Genomic DNA, 19,444 nt, shown 5'->3' with positions numbered 1-19,444 from the left:
TAATCTCCTAAATGATTATACAGACGGTTCCGTTACCGCTGTCATCGCATAACCGGCATAAGCCAGAATTGTAAAGAAAAGCAAAATACCACCAAAGACAACGGTATTTCGAACGACTCGTGAAACTTTAGATTCTTTAGAATATAAATAAATCAAAGAACCAATAAATGGTACGAGTAAAATTAACCAAAAGTAAGAATCTACTTTTGCACCTTTTGCAGAGAATCGATCTAAAATAGAAAGCCCTGTCCAAGCAGCAAAAATGGCGAATGGAAGTAGATAACCCATCAAATGGAAATACCAAGTTTTTAAAGTACCTGGAAAATGAACTCTCCAACCAGAAGTGTACATCTTATTTGTGGCAACTTCAAATTCCGCTTTGCTGAGTTTTGGTAACTCCGCAGTTTCAATTAAACCTTTGTTTGTTTCAAATACATCATGCGCGGGAATGACATTCGCCAAACTTTCTTTAGGCATGTTCATTTGTGCTCCAGGGATTGGTTGGTTTTTATAGGAACCTAAGACAAATTCACGAAGGTTTGCTTGCACGAACAAAGCGAGTAAACCAATACTAGAAGACATATCTCCTGTATGTGGGTATCGAAGTCCTGAACATGATTGTAAGGATTCCAAAAATGGCGGACTTGATACTCCGTAGGAGTTTCCTTCAAAACAGTTTCCAACATTAACTGGACCACTTAGAGCAATGTCTCCACGACCCGAATGATACACTTGATTGTTACGAATGACGTTGTTATTGGAGATCCAAATATTTTCGTCAATATTCATGGTTACTAAAATTCCATAGTTGTTATGGTTAAAAACCAAATTGTCTTCCACTAAGTTTTCTAGTGCACCAAGGAGTGCGATTCCATTTCCAATGGACGGATATTCCAACTTTTTGGAAGGAGCATTAGTATTGTTATTGTCATAAACAATGTTTTTCTTCACCACAATTTGTTTTTGAGGGGGAAGTAATTCACGATCCAAAGTGTTAGGACCAATTCCTAATTGGTTTTTTCTCCAAATGGAAGACAAAAGATATAAGTTTCCACTCGAATTGGTTCCAGAATATCCAAGCGCATTGTTTTCTGAAATTACACCATTAATAATCGCATTACATGGATTACATTGTCCAATATAAAATCCTGAATCAGGAGATCCGGATGCATAGGAATGTTCCATAAGTCCATCTTCTGAATCAAAAGCATAAATTCCATAATCACCGTTGTTGTAAGCAGTTAGATAAGAACCGCGATATCCTTTTACACCAGTCCAATACACACCATTGAGTGTCGCATTACGAGTGGTTAGGTTTTCAACAGCAACACCGTCGGCACCAACAACCATAATTCCGTTTCCGCGTAAGAACTCTCCATCAATGATGGTTTCATTGCGATCTTCACCGCGAATCACAATGGAAGGAGTGGTGACAGTTACTTCTTCTTTATAGATACCTTTTGCAACAAGAACCAAGTCACCTGGGGAAGCAGCATCCACAGCATTCTGAATGGTTTTGTATTGGGAAGGAACTTTGCGAGTTACACCTGTCCATTTTTTAGATATCTTCGACTTTGCAATATTAGTCTGTGGGTTGTAAGTGGCATCACCAATGACAGCAACGCCAGTCATTCCAATTTTGCCATCAGGAGAGGCATGGAAAGAGCAGAAATAAGGGAACACACCTTCTTCTGGAAAAAATACATCGGTATGTGCACCACGAAACATCGCCAAATTCCCAAAGGTCTTTTCCGTAGACCAATCTTTGGTAATGGAGATCGCATTGTGAGGGTTGTTTCCTTCGTTCACAAATCGAATTTTACCGCCTTTGAATGTCCGAATGACTGGCGGGTGGAAGGCGTTGTCCATCATCGTAACATGGACGAAGGCCGAATTAGCAGGATCTTCCGAACTACAATGATTCATACCGAACGTTATGAATACTGCAATGAAGATTCCCAATAAATATTTTTTGGTCTGTTTCATAGCTCTTTCCCGGAACATGAGGATTCCCTCACATTTGGAGAATTTTACATCTGTGTTAAAACTTTGTCAATGTTAAATCAAAGGAAGGAGGAAAAATATACAAATAAGAGATTTTGTAGTTCCGAAAGGACTGCCTTTTTTTCAGCCGGTTTTCCCTTTCTTTGGGCAATTTTGACTACAGAGTCTACGGTTTCCACGATCATTAACGAACTATAATAAGCTCTTTTTTTATCTACTTTGGGAAACAAATAAAGTATTACTTTCTCCGCTAACGACTTTGCAAAACGTTCATTACTTTCAATATCTAACTTCAAAAGAGCTTGGTTTGTATAAAGAATCGAGTTGATCAAACGATATCCTTTTACTTCATTTAACGCCCGTTCAAAGGAATGTAAGGTAAAATCAATAAAATCTGGCGTAAATTTTTTTCTTTTTTTGAGTTCCTCATCCAGAAGTTTGAAAAAAAAATCATGGAGAATGATATAACAAGATTCCGCATGGGAATATATAATGGATTCTTTGTTTGGAAAAAATTGATAAATAGATCCGACCGGGATTCCACTTTTCTCCGCAATCAAATCCGTGGTTAAATCGTCATACCCAACTTCACCTAACAATTCTATGGTTGTATCTATGATTTTTTGATACCTTTCCTTGGAACGTTTTTGTTGGGGAATTTTCCTTGGATTTAATTTTATATTCATTCTGATCTTAATGCGACTATGGGACTCAATTTTGCAGCGTATTCGGAAGGCCACCAACCAAAAAGAATTCCAATCGATATGGAAAATAGAAAAGCAAATCCAATAGAAGGAAAGGATAAAACAATACTCCAACCAAAGTATTCTTGCAAAAACAAGACGGATAAAATTCCAAAAACAAGTCCAACAATTCCTCCCGTCAAACTGGTTAAAGTGGATTCAATTAAAAATTGAATCCGGATATCAGATTCTCTAGCTCCGAGTGCTTTCCGTAAACCAATTTCTTTAGTTCTTTCTTTCACAGAGACTAACATAATGTTCATAATTCCAATCCCACCGACAACAAGAGAAACAGTTGCTAACGCGATGAGTAATGTTGTCATTGTTTGATTTGTTTCAGACACTGCGGATTGGATGTCAGCCATATTCATAACTTGGTAAATATTACCCATCGATTCATTGGTTCCATGTCTCTCGTGTAAAAAACGTCTTAGGGAAGTAGTAAATTCTTCGGAAGATTCCGTTTTTTCTAATTCCATTTCTAAACTGTCGACAGCATCTTTGTTTAACAACCTTCGCATCGCGGTATTTATAGGAATCAGAATCACGTCGTCTTGGTCACGAAAACCCGCACTTCCTTTTTCTGGAAGGAGACCAACCACACGAAATAGAATTCGATTTACTTTTAAATAAGTTCCAACAGGATTTTTTCCTTCATACAATTCTCTCACAACCGTGTTTCCCACAAGACAAACGAGAGCTCTTTTTTGATTTTCCTCTTCTGTAAAAAATCTACCTTCTACAGGTTCCAAATTTCGGAGTGATTCGTAATTAGGACTGGCACCAGTGATATAACTATTCCAGTTTCTATTTCCAAAAACAAGTTGTCCTCTTCCATTTACAACAGCGGAGATTTGTTTCACTTCTGGAAATTTTTTGGATACAGCTCCTACATCAAAAACATCCAGGCGATTGACAGTACCTGCTTCCAGCGAAACTCCCCCGCTACGCATTCCACCAGTTCTTACAATGACTAAATTAGCGCCTAACGAAGAAAATTGTTCCTCTACTGATTTTTTTGCTCCCTCGCCTAGTGCCATCACTGAGATCACACAAACCACACCAAAGAGAATTCCAAGAGCCGATAAAAAAGTTCGCAATCGATTTGATGATAAAGAAAACAAGGATTGAAAAAAAATTCCTTGGAATAGAGGCCAACCCGTTTTCCGTTTTAAACTTGTTTTGGGAAAGGAATCTATGTCTTTTTTTTTCTTTTTTCCTTCATCCGATACAATCTTCCCATCACTCACATGGATGATTCGATCACAATACTCAGCCATTTCTGGTTCATGTGTTACCATCACAATGGTTTTCCCTTCTTTATGAAGCCTTTGTAATTCCAACATGATTTCAATTTTACTTTTTGAATCTAAATTTCCCGTGGGTTCATCAGCAAAAATAATGGGTGGATCGACAAGCAGTGCACGTGCTATGGCAACCCTTTGTTGTTGGCCACCGGAGAGTTCATTGGGGGTATGAAACATCCTACTTTCCAAACCCACTTTTCGAAGTTGTTCTTCAGCTCTTTTTTCGGTTTGATCCACATTTGTATACAATGACGGTAAACTTACGTTTTGCGATGCATTCGATTTTGCTAACAAATGGAATTGTTGAAATACAAATCCAATCATACTGCCTCGCACATCTGACAATACATCAGAAGATTCACCGCTGACCGTTCGACCAAACAAACGATAGGTGCCAGAATCCACATGGTCGAGTAATCCCATCACTTGTAAGAGTGTGGATTTACCGGATCCAGAAGGACCCATAATTGCCACAAATTCACCTTGGGAAATTTCTAAATTAATTCCAGAAAGTACAGGAAACTTTGAATTCCCGAATTTATATGATTTGTTTAAATTTTGAATTTCAATTGCTAACAAAAGTTATCTCTTCGGCATTTTAGGTGAAGAAAATGGACCGCTGCTACCGGACTTTTTTTCTTCCTGAATTTTTTTCTTTCGATATACCAATTCGTTTTCTTCAAGTCCAGAAAGAATGGCCGTATTTTGTTCATCCGAGTTTCCGATGTTTACTGAAGTTTCTACAAGTTCACCGTCTATTTTTTTTAAAACTTTTCCTTTTCCGGAATTTCCTTTTACAAATTCATTGGCAACAAGCAAAACATCTTTTTCTTCAGAAATGATAAAATCAATTGTTATTGACATCCCACTTCTTAAATATTCGGGAATGGTTTTTAATTCTAAGTCTACATTATACATCGTCACATTATTTTCTGTGACTGCCTCATATCCTATATGAGTTACTTTTGCTTGGATGGAGACATCTGAATAAGAATCAACAGTAACATTTGCTATCTGACCAATTTTTATTTTAGAAAGATCTGTTTCGTCAACTTTTGCCTGGATCATCAAATTATCCGAAAGAACATAAAGAATGTCCTGTTGGGTCACCGTTTGTCCTGGACTGATATTGGATGCAATCACCAAACCACGTAAAGGTGAAATGACTGGTGTTGGTTTATAAAAATCTTCCCATTTTTTAAGTTCTTCTTCCCCTTTGGCCCGAGCAGCATCTAACAAAGCCGCTCTTTCTGTAGAACTCATCCAAGCAATGATTTTGCCCCTTGCTACGTGGTTTCCTTCATTGACTAAAATGGATTCCACACGTCCCGCAATTGGTGGTTTGATTTCCAATCGATTTTTTGGTATGGCAGTGCCCGTTGCTCTCACAGTAACAATCAAATCACCACGAAACACTTTAGAAGATTCTACTTTTGTATTTGGTTTTGATTTTCCAAATCCAAAAAAATATAGGGAGAAGGAAAGGATCACGAATACAACGGCTATCAAAACAAATTTAATCTTCATCAAAACACTTTCCTAAATTTCTCAAATATGTAGCCTCTGCCAAACCCAAATCTCGTTTTCCTATCAATAGATTTTTTTCCCTATTGATCAAATCGTTTTCAATGATATCCCAATTTTCAAAACTGATCAGTCCGTTCGAATATTGTGACCTTGCAATCATGGCACGAATTTCTGAGGCTTTATAAAATTCTGTTAATACAACCATTTGTTCCGAGGCATTTTTAAAATTGAGATGTGACTGCTCCAAAGAAAACAAGAGAGAGTTTTTTTTGGCATCTCTTGTATGAATCGATTTTTCATACTCAGTTTTCGCAATTTTTACATTATAATAATCTCTTCCACCATTGAACAATGGATAGGTTAAATTCAATCCAAAACTATAATTTCTTGGTTTTGGTAACCACACATCATCTTGCCTAGTGACAGTTGCACTTAAATTCAAATCTGGATAAAATCCTGCCTCCGCCACACCAATATTTGCTTGTGCTGCCCGAACTTTCGATTGTTCGGCCATAACAGAGGGATGTGACTCTAACAAGTTTTCCTTTTCTTTTTCCGAAAACTTTTTTTCTAATATGGGTTCATACACAAATTCTGAATTGATACTTACATCCAAACGATTTGATATCACTCTCTCCATTTCGTTTACATTACTTTCAAATAATCGAAAAGCAGAAGATACTTCAAATTCTGATTGTTTTACAAAAGATTCACTGAGTAAAAAACTTCCTTTATGTTCCCGACCCACTTCATAACGTAATTTGACTAAATCACGGTTCTTAGTGCGTCTTTCTTTAATTTTTTCTGAAAGTTGGTGAAGTTCTTTGGCATACAACATTTGTGCATAACCTGACTTTAATTCAAAACAAATCTTCAACCGAGAATCATTTAATGTCTGTTTTGCTGCCTGCAACAATGCCTCAGTTTTTTCTATTCCACTTTTATCTTTAAATCCAGCAAAAAGATTTTGATTTGTACTTAAACCTACCGAATAACGATTGATTGCTGTTGGCCTTGATTCCCCAGAACTTGTTTGTTGGTTTGTAGAAGTTCCTGTGCCCGAGGATCCATTGATCAAAGGATCATTCACAGTTCCCGATCCACTAAAATTAGCAGAAGATTGTCTTGCGGATGCCAGAACGTTTACGGTAGGTAAATAAGAAGCATAACTTTTTTCATTTTCAAAAAAGGCTTTGTCATAATCAGCCTTTGCCGATAAAAATTCAGGATTAGATTGTAATGCGGTTTGCCAAAGATCTTTGACTTGGACGGGTTTTGCCGATAAAGTAACCAATCCAAAAATCGCAAAAATAACAAATGTAAATCGAATCAACTTCACTATTTACTAAACCTAAGTAATGATAAAAAAGTTCCAAAGATTTGCTTTTTTTTGAAAAATTTTACCAACTCCCCGAACTCCCACCACCTCCAAAACTTCCGCCACCACCACTAAATCCACCGGAACGAAAACCACCTCCGCTGCCGCTCGACCAACCACCACCACTTCTGGAAGTACCACCAAAAACTCCCTTCTTCATTCGTTTTCGTCCATTCGGTGTCAACAAATGGTAGAGTTTATAAAGGCCAACCCCGATGGCATAGGTTAAAAATACAAAAGCACCTACATTGGCACCATGAATTGCTGTTGGAAATAAACTCCAAAAAGGGAATAAAAAGAAGTAGATGAACCAACCAATATAAGGAGCGTTAGCTGCCACATAAGTAAAAATTCCAAGAACAAACAATATAAAAAAAGAAGCAAATATTTTCACTCCCCAGGGAATTTCATCTTGTGCACCAGAAAGTTCTCCCAAAAAAGACAAAGGACCTAGATGAGAATAATCTTCAGGTGGAGGCGCTGTATAAGAACCTTCTATCGCACCAATGATAGCGTTGATACCATTTTGGATTCCAGATTGGATATCCCCTTTTTTAAAGTAAGGTTTGATTTCTTTTTCGATGATATGATGACAAAGAACGTCTGTTAAACTACCTTCCAATCCATACCCGACTTCTATCCTTAACTTTCGGTCGTTTAGAGCAATTAAAAGTAAAACACCGTTGTCCTTTTTCTTTTGCCCAAGTTTCCAATTTTCTACAACTTTCATTGAGTAATCTTCTAAAACTTCACCTTCTAAAGAAGGTATTACAAGAACTACAATTTGATTGCTTGTTTGATTTTCATGTTCTTTCAGTTGCCTCTCTAAGGCAGAAACAAAACCTGAATCCAAAGTCCAAGTTTCATCTACCACTCTACCTGTTAAGGTAGGAACATCTTTTGCTTGGATAAAAAAAGGAAAAAAGATAAGAAGTGAAAATACCAATATCCGTTGCATAAAAGGATATTGGTATCAAAACCAGAAGTTACAAGAATTTTTTATTACTTACTTATGGATTCGAGTGGCGCCATAATAAGTTGAGATTGGTTTTAAATCTTCAAAACCAATTAGGTTCACCTGACCACCTCTAAGTTCATAATCGCGTTTAAAACTTTGTAAAAACTCAATGGCCGAAAACCCAATCATTTTCACATTTTTATCAAACTTCAGATCCACTCTTTCACCAGGCACAATTTTTCTGAGTAATAGTTTTAATGAAATCATATTGGAAAATAACAAAGCATGTTTTACATCCAACACATGAATTTTGTTTTCAGATTTTACTGTGATGTCCGCTACAAAAATATAACGTAGAGGAACTCCAAAATAGATTTGAATTAAAATCGCAGTTACAATTCCACAAAACACACCAACTAACAGATCTTCGACGATTGTAATGATAACTGTGACGGTAAAAATAACAATTTGATCCCATCCTTTGTCGTAGGTTTCTTTAAAAACGTGAGGAGAGGCTAACCGAATTCCCACCATAATCAAAATACCAGCCAGTGATGCGAGAGGGATTCGATGAATAAGACCTGGCAAAAGCAAAATAAAAAATAACAAAAACAAACCATGAAAAAAATTGGACCAACGAGTTTTTGCACCATTTTCCATATTGGCAGATGACCTAACCACTTCTGCAATGATTGGCAATCCCCCAATCCAACCCAAAAAGAAGTTACCTGCTCCTTTGGCTACTAATTCACGATCCATATTGGATTTACGTCGATAAGGATCTGTATTATCAACTGCAGTAGCGGTTAACAAGGACTCAATACTTGCGATCAGTGCAATGGTAATCACCATCACCCAAAAGACTCCATCCTTCCATCTGGAAAAATCAGGAAACGTAATCCCATCATAAATATGATCCGGTAGATTTACTAATTTTTCAGGTCCAATTTTATATGTTTGATCGAGTAATGTATAAGAATGTTCATCTGCTAAGTCAAATACTATACCCAAAACAATTCCGACTAACACTGCAACTAGTGGCGCAGGCAATTTTTTAAACAATGGGTTTTTGACTTTCGCAAGGATAGCAATGATTAATATGGCAGAGATTCCAATGATGGCAACCTCTGGATTTACAAAAGAAAAACTTAAAGGTATTTCTAAAAGTAATCCTCCGATTGTTTTTGCTTTCGGGGTAATTCCAAGGGCAACATAAAATTGTTTAGAGATGATAATGATACCAATGGCTGCCATCATCCCATGCACTACGGAAATAGGAAAATAAACAGTTAAATTACCTGCTTTCACAAGACCCAAAACCACTTGGATAGCACCTGCGATCACAATGGCCGCAAGCGTCAGTTCAAATCCAAGTTTTGGATCTCCACCTCCAAGAACCATAATTGAATTCAAAACAACAGCAATCAGTCCCGCAGCGGGGCCATTGATTGTTAAATGAGATCCGCTCAGTAAGGAAGCAATGATACCACCTACGATACCTGAAAAAATTCCTGCCATTGGTGGAGCACCTGAAGCAAGTGAAATGCCCAAACATAGGGGTAAGGCAATTAAAAACACTATAAAACCGGACACAATGTCCGATTTCCAATTTTCCTTTAATCCAGGTAACCAATCTTTTGGTTTGTCTGCGTTGTTCATAGCGAACATCCTCTCTATCTAACTATCTTTATTTATATGGCCTTTTGTTTTGCGAAATTGGTTCGGATTCACACCGGATTGTTTTTTAAATTCTAAATAAAAAGCAGACCTTGATCCAAATCCAGATAGTCTACCAACTTCTGCAATATTGAGCTCTGGTTTTTCATTTAGCAAAATCATAGCTTCTTTGATACGATATTGATTTAACAGTGAAGGAAAATTGAAGTTATATTCTGAATTGATGAGTTCACTGAGTTGGTGGTATGAAAGACCCATTTTAGAAGCGATCAGTTCTTCGTTACAATCTGGATCCAAATATACTTTTTCTGCGCCTAACAATGATTCCAGCTTATTTCGAAATTCTGTTTTGTCTAATTTTAAAGTAAGTGATCGGTATCTTGTTTTTGATTTATCCTTTTTTTCATAATTCCTTAAAAACAAAAAAGAACCTGCTGTCAAAAAAGGAAGATAGAATACAGAAGCATAAATGAAAAAAGGCTGATAAGGATAAAAATCAAAATGGAACAATGTCTTTAAGAAGACGGCAAAAAGAAAAAAGAACCAACCGAATACATAAGCCCTATCTTCACTTTCTTGTTTTGATATAAGAATTTGATGAGTTTTATATAAATGGTAAGCAGCTGCACCAAAGATGGTAAGAACTAGAAAAATTCTAAAATCATATACTCTCGGGAAAAGCGGAACTAACAAATACAAAAATCCAGCAAACCCTGAAATCCAAAACCATAAGTTCTTGGAAAGACGATTACCTATAAACTGATCAAAAGATGCCAAATATACGAAGAATATAAAATGGTTAATGGATAAAAAAAGATAATAAGAATGCCTGATTAGATTGTTTGTATTACCTAATATCGACGCAAACTCCTTCCCATGAACGGAATATACAAGAAGGAAGAACATAAGAAAGTGAAGTAGGATGGAAAGATAAACCTTTTCTTTGGATTTCCAATATTCAGAAAGTGCCCAACCAAAGGAAACAATCCCCACCATTGAGAAAAACAAAAATGTCAAAAACCGAAACAAGACAATCGACCGATATCCTGATTGAGAAACTGTACGAATGGGAAAGTTTAGGTCCTCGTTAGTGATCAGATAAATATAGAAATAACGACTTTCTTTTGGACGAAGGGTTACATTAAAATGGGGGAAAGGAGAAAGGATTCCCAACCAATCTTCCCAAACATACCCGCTATAGGAATCGATCACAGTTCCTTCGGGCCCCTCCGAACAAAGTTCCACAAAAGGAATATTGATCCATTGGATCAAAACACTGAATTGGGAGTCCATTTCCAGATCATTGAATAACTGAAACCGTACCCACTGGCCACCCTCTTCCCTTTTTCCTCGCATCGCATCCGCACTACGATTGTCGATCCAAACCAAATTTCGCAAAGAATGGATGGATTCTTTGCTACAATGTTTCGGGATTTCTGTCTTTTGAGGTACCAAAAATTGGACATCACGGCTGATATTACGTCCATAGAAACTTTCCGGTTTCCACAGACACCCGCCCGTTCCGGCAAGAATTGCCAAAAGGAAAGGGACTAAAGCCATTTGTTTCATCTGAATCACCAGTTTTCGCGAAATCTATGCCTAAGAAAGCGATTTAGATGTTTATAGAATTTTGAAATGAATTATTTTTTGTCCAGTTTTATGATTTTGGACAAAATGCATGTCTAAAATGATGACATATAGAGGGAGGAAATTATGGATTTCCACGCAGCACTCACCAACATATTAAACCCACCGGTACTCTTTTTCTTTTTAGGAATGGGAGTCGTATTTTTTAAATCAGACTTAAGAATTACAGAAGGGGTATCCAAGTTCCTTTCTCTGTATCTTTTATTCTCCATCGGCTTCAAAGGAGGACATGAATTATTCAAATCTCCTTTCGCAGAAGAACATCTCCTTACACTCATCGCCTGTATGTTTATGGCATGTTTTGTACCGATATATTCTTACTTCATTTTTAGAGCGAAGTTAGATCATGCAAATTCAGCAGCACTTGCAGGTAGTTTCGGATCTATTAGTGCTGTTACCTTTGTGACCGCAGGTGCTTTTCTACATAGTTATGGTTATGAATACCAAGGTTTCATCGTGGCAGGGATGGCTCTTATGGAATCACCTGCCATCGTACTTGCTGTGATCCTTGACCGATTAGGAAAAAAGAAAAACCACGAAAACATAAACGAAAAAATTCATTGGAAACAATTACTTCACGAAGCTTTCTTTAGTTCCTCAGTTTATATTTTGATTGGAGCATTGATTGTTGGTTATCTATCTGGCGAATCTGGTTGGAACACAACAAAACCATTCACAGAAGATATATTCAAAGGACTTCTCACTTTTTTCCTTTTGGACAAAGGAATTGATGCCGCAAAACAAATGCGCGAATTAAAAAAAGTAGGATTCTTCCTTGTGGGATCGGCTCTACTCATTATGGTCATCAACGTAGTCATTGCCATTTTACTCACGAAAATCATTCAAATGCCGATTGGTGATGCATTGATGTTCGTTGTGCTCTGTGCTTCTGCCTCTTATATTGCAGTGCCAGCAGCGATGAAAGAATCTATTCCAGAAGCAAATCCAAGCATTTACTTAACTGTCGCATTATCGATTGTATTCCCAATCAATATTATTATTGGAATTCCTCTCTACTTTTACATCCTAAAAGTAATCACTGGAGCTAATTAATAAGCGGAACTTTCACAAAAAGAAAAGGAGAAATATCATGAATATTTCCAAAGGTTATTTCTATTTTCTATTGTTAGCGTTTTTTTTACCGCTAACAATGCCAAGGGCCGAACCAACAGAGAACCAAAATACGGAAGGAACAGCCCCAATCTCCAAATCCTACGTTTCTCCTATGAAAGAAAAGGGCATTGATCCTGAATACAATCGCCATATGTTTGTGGAACCTGAATTATCAAAACACTCTGCAAACTCGCAACAATTTTGGTTAAACGATGTATTACGATTTGGTTTGTATCTTAGACCAAGACAGGAATCCAGATACAATTTAGATTTCAATGCATCTGACAAAGGTTATATTGATAGAACCTTACAAACCTCATCCATTTATTTTATCTTTGATCCGAGCCCTTATGTGCAAGCAAAGGTGACACTCCAAGACGCTCGTGTTTGGGGTGGAGAATCTCCTGCTTCCTCTGGTGATATACGAGCCAATTTTTTTAATAACACAGCCGATCTTTATTCGAAAAATCAAACAAACGCAGTATCGTTAAACCAAACTGGGATCAGAGAAGCCTTTGTCACCATCAATCAACTCCCATTACATTCTAAATTACAAGTAGGAAGACAAATATGGGCTTATGGTGACCAAAGAATCATCGGTGGAGGGAACTGGACAGTCAATGGCCTTTCTTTTGATGGGGCAAGGCTTATGTTCAACTATGAGAATTTCAAAATTCACTTTCTTATGGCTAGACCTTACTGGACCCAAAGTGGAACCAACGGAGTTGTATCAGCAAACGATCCCAAACTCAACTCAGCTGCCACAGGAACAGACACAACACTTGTCGGAACTTATAATAGTTTTACAATCCCTGATTGGGTGACTTTAGATCTTTATAGTTTAGGAGTGGTTCGTAAATGGAAAAAAAATCCAATCAACCCAATCACAGGCCTACCTACATCTTCCAATGACGATCCTCTTGCCGCCAACAGAAGTAGACAAAACCAAAATTTGATTACTACAGGATTTCGCCTGACCAACAGAACCAAAGGCAATTACCTACCCGAAGGAAAGTCTTGGGATATTACATGGGAATCTGCCTTCCAAACAGGAACTAGCGGTAGAAGGATTCAAGATCCATATCTAAAAGAATACCTTCCCAACGAATATGACAATGTTAGAACGGAAAGAGAGAAGTATACTGGACAAATGCATGTTCTTCAAACTGGATATACTTTTTTCAAAAAACTTAGGTTAGGTGGCCAGATCCTATACGCTTCTGGTGATAAAAATAGAGCTGATGCATCTATATCTACATTTCAAACTTTAGCAAATCCAAGATTTGGTGTGATTCCCTATTTTAATAGTGTGGCCGGGATTTCAGAAAACATTAATGCACAAAATCTTTATTCAAAGTCAGTCAATATCAGTTATAAAACAGACTCCTTTGGAGAATTCCAAGTTACCTATTTCCAAAATGATAAAGCAGAAAAACAAGATGCTTGGTATGCTATCAGTGGTGCTGCCAATTCAGCAAGTTCCTTGGGAGAAAATAATCCAAACCCAGTATCCTCGGATAAAGGGAGTACAGAAAACTATTCGAATCGTTCCTACTCCTCACCTTATGCACTGGGGAAACGAATTTATACGGAAGTGGATTTAACTTGGCACGGACAAATTAACGACTTTGTATCTTTGTGGTTGGGATTTGGGTATTTGAATGCCGGAGATTCGGTCCGCAATTATCGAAATAGTAAAATCCAATACAATGCCAGCACACAGTCTTTCGATTGGAACCAAAACTACTTACAAGGTAAAAACCAACTGGCTCGTGACGCCTACATGGCCTATGCCCAAATCAACGCTGCTTTTTAAGAAAAACGTTCGATTTTTAGCTGGATTTGAATATCATGGAGGTCAGATCGATTCAAATCCATGTTGGAAGCCTCAAACAAACAAAGACGGATTCGAAATAGCCTTTCTCGCGAGGAAATAAGAAACGTATCTCTCCTGATTTTAAAAGAAGAAGGATTGGATGGACTTTCTATGCGAAAGATTGCCAACAGATTAGGATGCAGTGTGGCAAGCCCATACTCCTACTATGAAAGTCAAATTGACCTAGTCCAAGACTTAATCAGATCAGGTGAGGACGAACTCCTTTCCATGTTAAAAAAAGCAAGTGCAGAAGTAGATTCACATTCTGCCTTCCAACAATTGGCCGCCATTGCCCGTTCCTATTTTAACTTCGCAAGCAATAACCGTGAATTACATAAAGTGATGTTCGTTACCGATTACGGTGGTGTTCATAGAAAAGCTTTCCCACAATTACCTAAAAGTTATCGTTTCTTTTTAGAGACAGTGCGCATTGGATTTGAATCAGGTGAGATTCCCTATCCCAAAAACGAATACCCAGCCATTGCCAGAATGATGTGGAGTTGGATGTATGGAGTGATTGTTTTGGATATGACGGGAATGCTTCGAAAAAGACAAGGTTCAGGAAATCCCATTGAAGAAGGGATTTCCTATTTTCAAAAACTTTTGAGTAAAAAAGAAAGTTAACCTACGGGTGAAATTTCCATCCCATCATTTTCATCATCCAATATAGTTTCCTTGGCTTCTGAAACAGAAAGAGATGTTCCTTTGTCTTTCAAACGAATGAGTTCACTTCGAATATAATTGATTGTTTCTGGTGCATCTGTTACTTCCCAAATAGGATTTCCTACAGACAATCGAATGGGTTTATTCATATTGTAAGCATCCAAATACAAAGGAATGATTGGTAGATTGTATCGTTTACTTAGAACCACCATACCTGGATAGAGTTTACGACTTTTTCTAAAACCTCGATACCAAGAACCTTCAGGAAAAATACCAATCCCTAAATTGCCACGACTGATTCTACGTTTAAAATCTTTAATAGTAACTGGATCGGATTCACTTCGATTGAGTGGAATCAAATCAATTGATTTCACAATTCCTTTCACTATTTGTTCTTTTCTGTACAACCACTTTCTTTTTTTTCCTTTGTTAGATATTCCGGAATCGTAACTAGTGAGTGCCGTAGTGTATATTCCATATCTCTTAAGAACTCCGCGAATTACAAAAGCATCATAAGGCATTGTAATTACTTTCAAAAATTTGTTTCTTGGTTTGATATGATTTGAAATAAAGATAATAGATTTTCCGTTTAACTTACGCAAGATATGGTCATTTTGAATTTCGACTTTTTTGTTTCCATACTTCAATCGCATTGGTTTGACCACTATCCACATAAGTACAAATCCGATTGATCTACCCACATAATAAAACATAACTTTTCCTCTTAAATGGTATGTGCCCTAAATCCTCAATTGGTTGCAAAAGTTTACTTATGATTTTTGCTACAATTTCAAGTCATTTCTGTATCAAATTACAAATCCAAGTTTCCTAAATCCTGGCTTTAAAAATTTGACAATTCCCAGGTAAGCGAAACTCTGGAAAATACCTTCTGGGAGGAAACAGGTGCAATTCCTGTGCTGACCCGCAACTGTAATCCAAATCAAAGTTTGGTGAGCCAGATCTTCCCCATAAAGTTAACCTCGTGGTAAAGGTACTTTATACACTGATTCCGAATGTCAACCATTTGGATACCAGGGGCCCCGAAGGCATCGGGGCACCCGAAACAATCAAAAACAATAATTGTTTATTAGGATTTTTATCCAGAGAACCTAATGACTATTTGTTGAATATTGAATCGGAGTTCCTCTAAATTTAAAAACATTTAGGAGACTTCTATGAAACGAACCCTTGGAATCACAATCCTTTCCCTATTTTTACTCGGACAAATCATTGCTTGCCAAACGGAAAAACAAGTTTCGGAATCAGATGCGAATCAAAAATTATTATTGGGACTTGCTGTCGGCAGTGCCCTTTCTACTTCCTTTTTATTAGATTATAATGGACAGTGGAACGCGGGTTATACTTACAATTCCAGCGGACAATTGACAGGAACACCAACAGGTCGACTCATCATTGCGACAAACCCCGATGGATCAGGAAGTATCATTTCTGGATTTAATACCAACGCAAACTACTTTGGTGGTGGGGATACAACCTACAGAATCCTTTCTTTTGATAGAGCCACTCGCAGACTTTACTACCAAAATACTCCTGGAGGGAATAACTTTTCAAACTCTACTTTTGGAAGAATCGATTACACTCCGGTGACAACTTCAGGATGTGAACTCGGAGCTACAAAATGTTTTTATTTTTGCGAAGCTATTTCTGGAAAAGCAACATTGGCAGAAGTACAAGCAAGTACGGTAACCAGTAATCCATCAAATTATGCAACCAATGGTTGTGGTGGGTATACATTTAGTAGAGCACTTGCAAGAGCTGAAAACTCAACTTGGACTGGACTTTAGTAAATTTTTTATAAGACTGGGGGATGTGATGCAAGTATTTACAAGATTAAAAATTTCAAGTTATTTATTTCTTTGGGTTCTTGTATCTTTCTCCCATTGTAAAAACTCTTCTTCTTCTGGAGACAATCTCGCTGCCTTATTACCTTTACTGAATTTATCATCCGATTTCAATTTTTGTCCAAAATCTCCCCTACCTTCGGAAATCAATATTGCCACAACTGTAGTGAGTGCGAGTGCCAATATTTCTGGTTTTTCAGACAAAAATAAAGCAGTCAATGGCATCTGTGGTTCTGGGGAACTGGTTGGCTCTTTGGATGTTTATGCTTTGGACATCACGGGGGCTGGTGCTTCAATGATTCTAAGTTGGGGTGGTAAAACTGTAAAAAATGTAGCGGGTGATGACTTCATCGTGTATGACAACAGTTTTCGAGTTTCGGACGAGTCCAATACCTACGCAATGGATCCTTCTGTGATCCAAGTGTCGATTGATAATATAAACTATTGTGGATTTAATCCAAGTTATACGGGTGGAAGTGTCAACTTAATGAATAGTTGGACCCGTTTTGGAGGATTACGCCCTGTTTACTTTAACATGACCACTAAACCATTCACTAATGGAGAATTATTTACCAAAACCAATGGTTCTTTTTTGTTAGGTGGCGGCGACGGTTTTGATTTAGAAAACCTAGACGAAAATGATCCAAACGACATAGGTTGTAATGCCGCTCTCATTACCAATATCAAAACAAACGGTTTCAAATTTATCAAAATCACTTCAGCGGCCGATGTGAATAACCCCAACACAGGGAACAAATTCCCATGGCCTCCGGGCAGTTACAATGGAAGTGATATCGACGGTGTGGTGGCTCGCGAACTCCAATGACTTGACTCCCTGGCCATTATGTCAGATCCAATCTGAATCTAGAAGATCCACTGAAAAAAACATAAAAAAGAGACCTGTATTTCAGTTGACCGATCTAAAAAAAAGGTATCTTTTTTTAGAACCACTTCGAGCGCGTATTCACTTTGAGCGAAAACCTATACACACAAAAAATATCCATCCAGGATGAGATGCCAAGATTGTCTGCCCAGGCAAATCTCCTAAAACTCCTCCTTGATCCTTTTTTGGATTCCATTTCCTTTGATAAGGAATCTGGCTTAGCTTTGGATGCAGGCGCAGGCCCTGGTGTACTCACTAGTTTCCTCATGAAAAAAAATCCTAACCTCCATTGGTCCGCCTGTGATATTTCAGAAGAAATGGTTCAGTATTGTAAATTGGGTTATCCAAAAGTAGACTGGAAAGTCTCTGACGTCAGGGCTTTGGATTATCCAGACAATCATTTTGATTTTATTTTTAATTCTATGGTCCTCATCCATATCAAAGAACCGGAAAAAGCCTTAAAAGAATTCTACCGAGTTTTAAAACCGGGAGGAAAAGTTCTCATCCATTGCCCTAACGATAAATCCTTTACTGGTCCCAAAGTACTTTTGGATATGGTGGCCAAACATGCTACCATCCACCCTGCGGACAGGTTTGTTATGGAAAAAGTTCCAGGCATTATGGAACAACTAGGTTTTCATTTGGTCACAAGAACAGATTTTGTGGCTTCCAATGATGGTAACGATGACAAACCACTCGTGGATTACCCAAAAATTCATTTAGGGATGATGACAGGTTGGTCCATGATGTCTTTTATGGGACATCCGGAGGGAATGCAAGATCTGTATTCCAGACTCCAATCAGAGTATATGTCCAACCGAGTGAAATTCACTATCAATTTAGAAACGCATTTATACCAAAAATAAACGGAGGCAAAATTGAATCAAAAGTCACCCATCATTATCGGGGAATATCACATCATTCCAGAAAATTTGCCTGCTGACGGCCAACTTCGATTGATTTTCCAACCAATCGATATGACTACGTATTGGAGACGTTGCGGACTCACGGCTAACTTTGTTGCAGGATTTTATTCTTACTGCTATGAAGCGAGTGAAACGAAAGCGAACTCCCTCTCTACCATCATTAACGAACTTTTAGAAAATGCTTCTAAATTTTCGAAAGCCAGAGAAGGTAGAATCAACGTAGAATTAAAACAATACGGAAATCTTTTAAGAATTGATGTTTTAAATGTGGCGTCAAAAACCTTACGAGATAGTTTTGAGCTTTTTGTAAATAAACTCTTGTCGGAGAACGTGGAGGAGATGTATTTTTCTACACTCGAAACCAAAGAAGACGGTGATACCAAATCTGGTCTCGGGTTACTGATGATGTTAAAAGACTATCCAGTACGTTTTGGTTATAGTTTCAATGAGATCGATGCCGATACTCATGAAATCACGGTAAGAGCAATTATCAACGTAGAAGAGATATAATAGGCGAAGCTTCATGGAAATCAAAGACTTAGATTACAATATACAATACGACGAAGCCACTAAGACTGTCAAATTTGCAGGTTCCATCCGATTACAGAACTTACCCGCTTATGAACCCATAAAATTATTTTTAAGAGATGTTGCGAAACTATGCCAAGGTTCTTTATTAACAATGGACTTTAGAGATTTACAATTCGTGAACAGTTCCGGTATCACAACTCTCTCTATGTTCATTATTGATTCAAGGAAAAGCGCAGCTTACCAAATCAAAATCCAAGGATCTTTAAATATATCTTGGCAGTCAAAATCCCTTTCCAATTTCAAAAAACTTTGGGATCAGGTAGTTTTAGAAATCTCCTAAAATTTCTTA

General features: G+C 37.6%; 17 protein-coding genes. 8 read left to right on the top strand and 9 right to left on the bottom strand.

Going from position 1 to position 19,444, the window contains the following annotated elements; translation table 11 throughout:
• Window positions 1-15: 15 nt before the first annotated feature.
• The 8 genes from EHR07_RS13535 to EHR07_RS13500 form a co-directional block, all read right to left on the bottom strand.
• Window positions 16-1,986, bottom strand: a complete 1,971-nt coding sequence (locus tag EHR07_RS13535) for a right-handed parallel beta-helix repeat-containing protein (RefSeq protein WP_135745553.1) — start codon at window positions 1,984-1,986, stop codon at window positions 16-18.
• Between the two features lie 77 nt (window positions 1,987-2,063).
• Window positions 2,064-2,690 (bottom strand): TetR/AcrR family transcriptional regulator, encoded by a 627-nt coding sequence (locus EHR07_RS13530; RefSeq protein WP_135745552.1) that lies wholly within the window; start codon window positions 2,688-2,690, stop codon window positions 2,064-2,066.
• Window positions 2,687-4,633 carry an ABC transporter permease gene (locus EHR07_RS13525; protein WP_135745551.1) on the bottom strand — a complete coding sequence of 649 codons (1,947 nt, stop codon included), beginning with the start codon at window positions 4,631-4,633 and terminating at the stop codon, window positions 2,687-2,689. Before EHR07_RS13525 ends, EHR07_RS13530 begins: the two co-directional genes overlap by 4 nt.
• Before the next feature lie 3 nt (window positions 4,634-4,636).
• Entirely contained in the window at window positions 4,637-5,581 is a 945-nt protein-coding gene (locus EHR07_RS13520; protein ID WP_135746293.1) for an efflux RND transporter periplasmic adaptor subunit, read from the bottom strand.
• Window positions 5,571-6,920: a TolC family protein gene (locus EHR07_RS13515; protein WP_208739794.1), complete on the bottom strand. Its 1,350-nt coding sequence runs from the start codon at window positions 6,918-6,920 to the stop codon at window positions 5,571-5,573. Before EHR07_RS13515 ends, EHR07_RS13520 begins: the two co-directional genes overlap by 11 nt.
• A 61-nt stretch (window positions 6,921-6,981) precedes the next feature.
• On the bottom strand, window positions 6,982-7,917 hold the full coding sequence (locus EHR07_RS13510; RefSeq protein WP_135745550.1) for a TPM domain-containing protein: 936 nt from the start codon (window positions 7,915-7,917) through the stop codon (window positions 6,982-6,984).
• A 48-nt stretch (window positions 7,918-7,965) separates the two neighbouring features.
• Window positions 7,966-9,576: a SulP family inorganic anion transporter gene (locus EHR07_RS13505; RefSeq protein WP_135745549.1), complete on the bottom strand. Its 1,611-nt coding sequence runs from the start codon at window positions 9,574-9,576 to the stop codon at window positions 7,966-7,968.
• 18 nt (window positions 9,577-9,594) lie between these two features.
• The gene (locus EHR07_RS13500; RefSeq protein WP_135745548.1) at window positions 9,595-11,163 is read right to left on the bottom strand and encodes an AraC family transcriptional regulator; all 1,569 of its coding nucleotides are present in this window, start codon (window positions 11,161-11,163) and stop codon (window positions 9,595-9,597) included.
• Window positions 11,164-11,307: 144 nt separating this feature from the next.
• Here EHR07_RS13500 and EHR07_RS13495 point away from each other — a divergent pair, with 144 nt between their 5' ends.
• From EHR07_RS13495 to EHR07_RS13485, 3 genes are read left to right on the top strand one after another with little or no spacing between them, the layout of a single operon-like run.
• Window positions 11,308-12,294: a sodium-dependent bicarbonate transport family permease gene (locus EHR07_RS13495; RefSeq protein WP_135745547.1), complete on the top strand. Its 987-nt coding sequence runs from the start codon at window positions 11,308-11,310 to the stop codon at window positions 12,292-12,294.
• Between the two features lie 37 nt (window positions 12,295-12,331).
• The gene (locus EHR07_RS13490) at window positions 12,332-14,170 is read left to right on the top strand and encodes an alginate export family protein (RefSeq protein WP_135745546.1); all 1,839 of its coding nucleotides are present in this window, start codon (window positions 12,332-12,334) and stop codon (window positions 14,168-14,170) included.
• A gap of 60 nt (window positions 14,171-14,230) precedes the next feature.
• Entirely contained in the window at window positions 14,231-14,854 is a 624-nt protein-coding gene (locus tag EHR07_RS13485) for a TetR/AcrR family transcriptional regulator (RefSeq protein WP_135745545.1), read from the top strand.
• Here EHR07_RS13485 and EHR07_RS13480 read toward each other — a convergent pair.
• Window positions 14,851-15,606 (bottom strand): lysophospholipid acyltransferase family protein, encoded by a 756-nt coding sequence (locus EHR07_RS13480; RefSeq protein ID WP_135745544.1) that lies wholly within the window; start codon window positions 15,604-15,606, stop codon window positions 14,851-14,853. The two genes, EHR07_RS13485 and EHR07_RS13480, sit on opposite strands and share 4 nt — an antisense overlap.
• A gap of 462 nt (window positions 15,607-16,068) precedes the next feature.
• Here EHR07_RS13480 and EHR07_RS13475 point away from each other — a divergent pair, with 462 nt between their 5' ends.
• From EHR07_RS13475 to EHR07_RS13455, 5 genes are all read left to right on the top strand, one after another.
• Window positions 16,069-16,698 (top strand): hypothetical protein, encoded by a 630-nt coding sequence (locus EHR07_RS13475; protein ID WP_135745543.1) that lies wholly within the window; start codon window positions 16,069-16,071, stop codon window positions 16,696-16,698.
• Between the two features lie 28 nt (window positions 16,699-16,726).
• A complete protein-coding gene (locus tag EHR07_RS13470) occupies window positions 16,727-17,581 on the top strand; it encodes an LIC_13355 family lipoprotein (protein WP_135745542.1) in 855 nt (284 codons plus the stop codon).
• A gap of 143 nt (window positions 17,582-17,724) precedes the next feature.
• Complete coding sequence (locus tag EHR07_RS13465) at window positions 17,725-18,504, top strand: class I SAM-dependent methyltransferase (RefSeq protein WP_238735657.1); 780 nt, start codon at window positions 17,725-17,727, stop codon at window positions 18,502-18,504.
• A gap of 12 nt (window positions 18,505-18,516) precedes the next feature.
• Entirely contained in the window at window positions 18,517-19,074 is a 558-nt protein-coding gene (locus EHR07_RS13460; protein WP_135745541.1) for a slr1658 superfamily regulator, read from the top strand.
• A 13-nt stretch (window positions 19,075-19,087) separates the two neighbouring features.
• Window positions 19,088-19,435, top strand: a complete 348-nt coding sequence (locus tag EHR07_RS13455) for a slr1659 superfamily regulator (protein WP_135745540.1) — start codon at window positions 19,088-19,090, stop codon at window positions 19,433-19,435.
• The last annotated feature ends 9 nt before the right edge of the window (window positions 19,436-19,444 follow it).

The sequence above is a fragment of the Leptospira bandrabouensis genome (assembly GCF_004770905.1).
GTDB lineage: Bacteria > Spirochaetota > Leptospiria > Leptospirales > Leptospiraceae > Leptospira_A > Leptospira_A bandrabouensis.
The sequence above is the reverse complement of the archived record's forward strand: the minus strand, read 5'-3'. Positions and strand labels throughout refer to the sequence as shown.